We start from the raw sequence: 6305 nt of genomic DNA, 5'->3' as shown, positions 1-6305 counted from the left end.
ATGATCTGCCGCACCGCTTCCCACAATTAGGAGACGCCGCCTAGGCGGCCTCGTCACCGGCTGCCTGATCTACCTGCTGGGGTCGTCGTTCCTGGTGACCACGCTGATGTTCCTGCTGTTCTCGATGCTCGGGTTCGTGTGGCTGTTCGCCGCCGGCGTGCGCCAGGTGCGCGCGGCCGCCGAGAACCCGGTCGCGCGCTCGGCGGTGAAGGCATGACCACCGTCGACAGTCCCGCGATCGCGGTGGTGAAGCGGCTCTACGAGGCGTACAACCGGCACGACATCGACGGCGTCCTCGCGTGCTGGCACACCGACGGCGTGGAGTTCTTGCCGCTCAAGGGCGAGATGCGGGCCAAGACCGAGCTCGGCCCGCACCTGCGGTCGTTCTACGGCGCGTTTCCCGACGCGCGGACGCGGATCGACGCCATCGTCTCCGACGGCGCCGGGCGGGTGGCCGTCCAGGTCACCCTGACCGGCACGTTCACCGGCGGCAAGTTCAACGGGCTGAGCGCCAACGGCCGGCCGTGGAGTGCCCGGATGGCCGAGTTCTTCACCGTCGAGAACGACCTCATCACCCGCATGGACGCTTATATGGACAGCATGGACCTCGCGCAGCAGCTGCAACTGCTGCCGGCGCCGGGAAGCATTGTCGAGAAGATCATGACGGGGGCGTTCAACCTCAAGGTGGCGGTCTCGGCGAAGCTCTCCGGGAAGCGCTGAACCTAACTGCGTATATGGCTGTGGGATCGCATTTCGGTTGGAGCCGTGGCGGCGGTGGCCGGTAGCGTTGTCAACTGACTACTGATCACGATCAGGCCAGGCAGGGGAGCGGCTGAGTCAAGTGAAAGATCTTGGGCAAAAGAGGTCGAAAGTCGTCCTTTTCACCGCCGCCGCAATCCTGCTGGTGACTCTGGTCACAGGTGTCGGAGTCATTCCTCATCTGTCCGGCGGTGGATTCGACGCCAACGGCACGGAATCGGTGGTGACGACCGACGAGCTGAAGCGCGATTTCAATGTCGGCGAGTCGGACGCCGTGTTCCTGCTGACGGCGGACTCCGGTTCCGTCGATGATCCGGAGGCCGCCGCGGCGGGCAACCAGGTCGCGACCGAGCTGAAGAACGACAGCGCGGTCGAGTCGGTCATCAGCTACTGGGAGAACCGGCAGCAGGGCGGTCTGCGCAGCAACGACGGCAGGTCCGCCATCGTGATCGTCGAGCTCGACGGCTCGCAGAACGACAAGAGCGAGTGGCTGCGCGGCGTGCACGAGCGCTACGACTCGCTCCAGGGCGCGGTGAAGGTGCAGATCGGCGGCAACGCCGAGGTGTTCCGCGCGATCCAGGACCAGATCATGCAGGACATGCTGATCGCGGAGGCGATCGCGATCCCGATCAGCATGATCCTGCTGCTGTTCGTGTTCCGCAGCCTCGTGGCCGCCCTGCTGCCCATCGCGATGGGCGCGCTGTCCGCCGCCGCGACGCTGTTCGTGCTGCGCGTGCTCGCCGAGTTCACCGAGGTCTCGATCTTCTCGCTGAACCTGACCAGCGCGCTGGCCCTCGGCCTCGGCATCGACTACGGCCTGCTCATGGTCACCCGGTACCGCGAGGAACTGGCCAACGGGCACACGGTCCCTGACGCGGTGAACCGGACGATGCGCACGGCCGGCCGGACCGTGCTCTACAGCGGCATCACCGTCGCGCTCTCGCTCGGCACGTTGCTGCTGTTCCCCCTGCCGTTCCTGCGGTCCTTCGGGTACGCGGCGGTGCCGGTGGTCTTCGTCGCGATGCTCGGCGCCCTGGTCGTGCTGCCCGCGATGCTCAGGCTGCTCGGGCACAACGTCGAGAAGGGCTCGCTGCACCGGCTGCCGTCCATCAACCCCAGCGAACGCAGCTGGGAACGCCTCACCCGCTGGACGATCCGCTGGCGCTTCCCGGTCGCGGCGGTCGGTGTCGTCGGCCTCGCGCTGCTCGCCCTGCCGTTCTTCCACGTCGCCATCGGCAAGTCCGACGACAGGGTGCTCCCGCAGGACGCGTCGGTGCGCGACGTCGGACGGCAGATCCGCGACAACTTCCCCGGCAACACGGCCTTCCCGGTCAGCGTCTACCTGCCGGACCTCGGCCGCGACGAGGCCGACCAGAGGGCTCTCGGCGAACTGTCCGCGGAGATCTCCTCGATCTCACAGGTCAGCATGGTGCGCGGTGCCGAGGGCATCTACGAGAAGGGTGCGCTCACGACCCCGGTGCCGGGCATCCGCGAGGCCACGTCCACCGAGAAGTCCTCTTACCTGACGGTGTTGCTGCGCCCGGACATCGAGGTCTTCTCCGGTGAGGCCGCCGACGCGGTGGAGAGCATCCGCGCGGCGGGCCGGGAGCACGGCGCGATGGTCGGCGGCGAGTCCGCCCGGCTGGTCGACAACAAGCAGATCATCGGCGAGCGGCTGCCGATCGCGCTCGCTTTGATCATGATCTTCACGCTGGTGCTGGTGTTCCTGCTGACCGGCAGCGTGGTCGTGCCGATCAAGGCGCTGTTCCTGAACCTGCTGAGCCTCACCGCCACGTTCGGCGTGATGGTGTGGGGCTTCCAGGATGGCAACCTCGAGGGCCTGCTCGGGTTCACCTCGTCCGGGTACCTCGACAACGCCATGCCGGTGCTGATGTTCTGCGCCGCCTTCGGGTTGTCGATGGACTACGAGCTGTTCCTGGTGGCGCGCATCAAGGAGGAGTACGACCGCACCGGCGACAACAACCTCGCCGTCGTCGAGGGCATCAAGAAGACGGGCGCGGTGTTCACCTCCGCGGCCCTGCTGCTGGCGATCGTGTTCGCCGGCCTGATCGCCTCGAAGGTGTCGATCATCCAGATGGCCGGCCTCGGCATCGTGCTGGCGATCCTGATGGACGCCACGCTGATCCGGTCGGCGCTCGTGCCCGCGCTCATGTCCATGATGGGCAGGGCGAACTGGTGGGCGCCCGGCTTCCTGCGCCGGTTCCACGCGAAGGTCCACCTCTCCGAGAGCATCGACGACGAGCCGGTGGCCCGGCGAGAGAAGAAGGTGCTGACCGATGCCGCCGAACGGTGACGTGTTCCTCGCGGCGACGGCGGTCTGGCTCCCGCCGGCCGTCGACGCCGCGAGCGCCGTCCACGCGGGACAGTTCGACCGGAAGAGCTTCCGCCGCTGCCAGGTCGAGGCGGTCACGGTGGCCGGAGCCGAGTCACCCGCGGAGATGGCGGCGTGGGCGGCACGCGAGGTGCTGTCCCGCAACGGCGGCGGCGCGGACCGGGTCGAGCTCGTGCTGCACGCCAACATGTACTACCAGGGCCGGGAGATGTGGCCCGCCGCGTCGTTCGTGCAGCGCGAGTCCGTCGGCGGACGGGCTCCCGCGATCGACGTGCGGCAGATGTCCAACGGCGGCATGGCGGCGATCCACTTGGGCGGGCACCACCTCGCGGGGTGCGCGGACGACGCGCTCGTGCTCGTGACGACGGGTGACAAGTTCTGCCCGCCGGGGTTCGACCGCTGGAACACCGATCCCGGCACGGTCTACGCCGACGGCGGAACGGCAGTTCTCTTGTCCAAAAAGGACGGCTTCGTACGGCTGCTCTCGCTCGCGATGGTGTCCGATTCGGACCTGGAGCAGATGCACCGCGGCACGGACCCGTTCGAGGACGGTGCCCACGTGGCACCGCAGCCGATGAGCCTCGAGACGCGCAAGCAGCAGTTCGTCGAGCGGGCCGGCCTGCAGTTCGCGATCGGCAGGGTCGACGCCGGTCAGGACGAAGTGGTCACCAGGGCGCTGGCCGACGCCGGCGTGAAGCTCGACGAGATCGACTGGTTCGTGCTGCCCGCGTTCGGTAGGCGGCGCCTGGACCTGGGGCTCTTCCGGCGGCTCGGGGTCGATCCGGAGAAGTCGACGTGGCCGTGGGCCCGACGGGTAGGGCACCTCGGTGCGGGGGACCAGATCGCGGGGCTCGACCACCTGGTCACGTCGGGCAAGGCCCGGCCGGGCCAGCTCTGCCTGTTGGTCGGCACCGGCGCGGGGTTCTCGTGGTCCTGCGCGGTGGTGGAGATCCGTTCCGTTCCCGCCTGATGGCTCCCAGCACGCCACGAAAGGCGTGCTGGGGCTCCTTCACGCGTGGACGAGTGCGGGCTGTGACTCGGTGCGAGCCATCTCCAGCGCCGTGTACCCGGCGATCACCAACGTGATGTGCCGGTACCAGCCGCGCCAGCTGCGCACCTCGTAGTAGCCGAGCCCGATCTCCTGCTTGGCCTTGCGGCAGTAGGCGCGCGTGTTGCGCAGCACCTCGATCATCGGTGCGATCTCGGCGAGTTTGGTGTCCTGCCTGGCGAACGCGAGGTAGTGCGCCTGCTCCTCGCCCGAGGCGACGACGTGGAAGTTGCCGAAGCCCTCGGGTGTCGGGCTCGCCAGCCGCGACCGGGACAGCGAGGTGCCGCCGCAGTGGAACGTCTCCCGCACCGGAGTGCCGCCGAGCGCCCGCAGCGCACCGGGACCGTCCGCGCGTTCCGGCCGCAACCGGGAGAGCTCGCCCGGCGTGACCGCCATGACGTGCGGGATGTGGTTGCGCTGCATGATCCGCCGGAACGTCTGCTTGTCCGGGCACTGGATGGAGTGCCCGACCCACCGCGGCACGATGCCGGCGCGGATGGTGCGTTCGACCATCTCGGCCGCGATGACCGACTTGCTGCGGTACACGACGCTGTCCGGGATGCCCGCGCGCCAGCGCCTCGCCTTGTCGTCCGCCCAGGTCTTGGGCAGGTACAGGTCGCGGTCGAGCACGAACCCCTGGCCGTTCGCCGTGACGTAGAACAGGATTATCCCGATCTGGCAGTTCTCGTGCTTCTCGGTCTCGACGCAGTACTGGCGCTCCACGGCGACCGCCTGGCTGCCCTTCTTCGGGAACGCCACCTCGCTGACGAAGAGCGCTCCGCCGGAAGCACCGCCGATCCGGATGATCAACGCGCGGAGGTCGTTGCGGACGGCCTCCTCGTCCCACTGGGCGCTGGTCAGCAGTCGCTGCACGCCGTCGGCCCGCTGCTCGCCGTCGTAGGTGCCGAACTGGTTGCCGTTGCGCCGACCCTCGCTGGTGGCGTTGGGAAGGCCGAGCAGGTAGGTCCACATCCGACGGCGCGGTTCGGCCCTGCCGAAGTTCACCGCGATCTGGTTGTACACCTTCCTGAGCCATCGTTCGTAATCGTGGGCCTCGGTCGATATCACTTCTCCCCCAGGTCTGATCAGGCGTGCAGGACTGTCGCCAACTGCGTCAAGCTTCTGTCGAAGACATCGACGTCCAAGCCCGGATCCTGTCCCGCTGGGGGCAGGAGGGGGAGGACCTTCGCGCGCTTCTCCCTCACGGCGGGATGTCTGCGCGTCATCGCCGCGCAACTCCCTCCCGGTCCGGCCTCGAGCAGCACGTGCGTGCCGTCCACGGCGAGCAGCGTGTCGAGCGCCGCCCAGAACTGGACGGGTAGAGCGAGCTGCGCGGCCCAGAACTCGGGCGTCGACGCCTGCTCGGGACCGACCGGCAGGCCGGTCCTCGTCGACACGACGGTGATCTCGGGCGCGGACAGCCGGACACCGTCGAACGCGGCCTCGAACTCGGCTGCGGCCCCGGCGCAGACGGGGCTGTGGAACGCCTGCCGGGCACGTGCAGGCTGACATGCGAACCCGTGGGCGGCCAACGCCCGCACCACGGCCTGGAGCTCTTCCGCGGGACCTGCCAGCACCACTTGACGTGGCGTGTTGACGGCCCCGACCACCACATCACCGACGAGGTGGGGGACCACGTCACCGACCGTGCCGGCGACCGCGACCATGCCACCGGGCACGGTCTTGGCCATGGCCCGGCTGCGTCCGGCCATGATGCGACCGGCGGCGCCGACGTCGAACACCTTCGCGACCGCCGCCGCGGCCAGCTCACCCACGCTGTGCCCGATCAACGCCGACGGCGTGACACCACGCGCGATGACCGCCGCACCCAGCGCGTGGCCGAGTCCGAACAGCAGCGGTTGCGCCCGTGACGCGTCGTCGAAGAGCGGACCGGGAACAGCCGAGAGCCATTCGTCCCTCAACTGCTTACCGTCGTTGCCGAGCGCCGCGAAGAACGAGTCCATCGCGGCCTGGAAAACCGGCTCGTCGCGGTACAGCCCCACACCCATTCCGTGGTGCTGAGCGCCTTGGCCGGGAAACATCAGCGAAACGTTCTGCGCAGACATACGGTCTCCCCAACAGCCGCATGTTTCGTGCACGCTGAAGACACCGTCCGTCGAACGGATTTCTAAGCGATCTTCAGCG

The 6305-nt window shown here is 68.4% G+C and carries 6 protein-coding genes; 4 read left to right on the top strand and 2 right to left on the bottom strand.

Annotated features, from left to right (window positions below; translation table 11 throughout):
* The first annotated feature begins 94 nt into the window (after window positions 1-94).
* The 4 genes from A6A25_RS46340 (at window position 95) to A6A25_RS17300 (ending at window position 4082) form a co-directional block, all read left to right on the top strand.
* Window positions 95-217, top strand: coding sequence for a hypothetical protein (locus A6A25_RS46340; protein WP_274534322.1), 123 nt, complete (start codon window positions 95-97; stop codon window positions 215-217).
* On the top strand, window positions 214-720 hold the full coding sequence (locus A6A25_RS17310) for a nuclear transport factor 2 family protein (protein WP_073891262.1): 507 nt from the start codon (window positions 214-216) through the stop codon (window positions 718-720). Before A6A25_RS46340 ends, A6A25_RS17310 begins: the two co-directional genes overlap by 4 nt.
* Window positions 721-841: 121 nt before the next feature.
* Window positions 842-3073: an MMPL family transporter gene (locus A6A25_RS17305; RefSeq protein WP_083668421.1), complete on the top strand. Its 2232-nt coding sequence runs from the start codon at window positions 842-844 to the stop codon at window positions 3071-3073.
* On the top strand, window positions 3057-4082 hold the full coding sequence (locus A6A25_RS17300; RefSeq protein WP_073891256.1) for a ketoacyl-ACP synthase III family protein: 1026 nt from the start codon (window positions 3057-3059) through the stop codon (window positions 4080-4082). The genes A6A25_RS17305 and A6A25_RS17300 overlap by 17 nt, the downstream gene beginning before the upstream one ends.
* 39 nt (window positions 4083-4121) lie before the next feature.
* Here A6A25_RS17300 and A6A25_RS17295 read toward each other — a convergent pair whose 3' ends face one another.
* Window positions 4122-5183: an IS701 family transposase gene (locus A6A25_RS17295; RefSeq protein WP_073891253.1), complete on the bottom strand. Its 1062-nt coding sequence runs from the start codon at window positions 5181-5183 to the stop codon at window positions 4122-4124.
* A 62-nt stretch (window positions 5184-5245) separates the two neighbouring features.
* Window positions 5246-6202 carry an acyltransferase domain-containing protein gene (locus A6A25_RS17290; protein ID WP_073891250.1) on the bottom strand — a complete coding sequence of 319 codons (957 nt, stop codon included), beginning with the start codon at window positions 6200-6202 and terminating at the stop codon, window positions 5246-5248.
* Window positions 6203-6305 lie beyond the last annotated feature (103 nt).

Source organism: Saccharothrix sp. CB00851, from assembly GCF_001905065.1.
In the GTDB taxonomy this organism is placed as follows: domain Bacteria; phylum Actinomycetota; class Actinomycetes; order Mycobacteriales; family Pseudonocardiaceae; genus Actinosynnema.
This window is presented reverse-complemented; position numbering and strand designations above follow the sequence as displayed.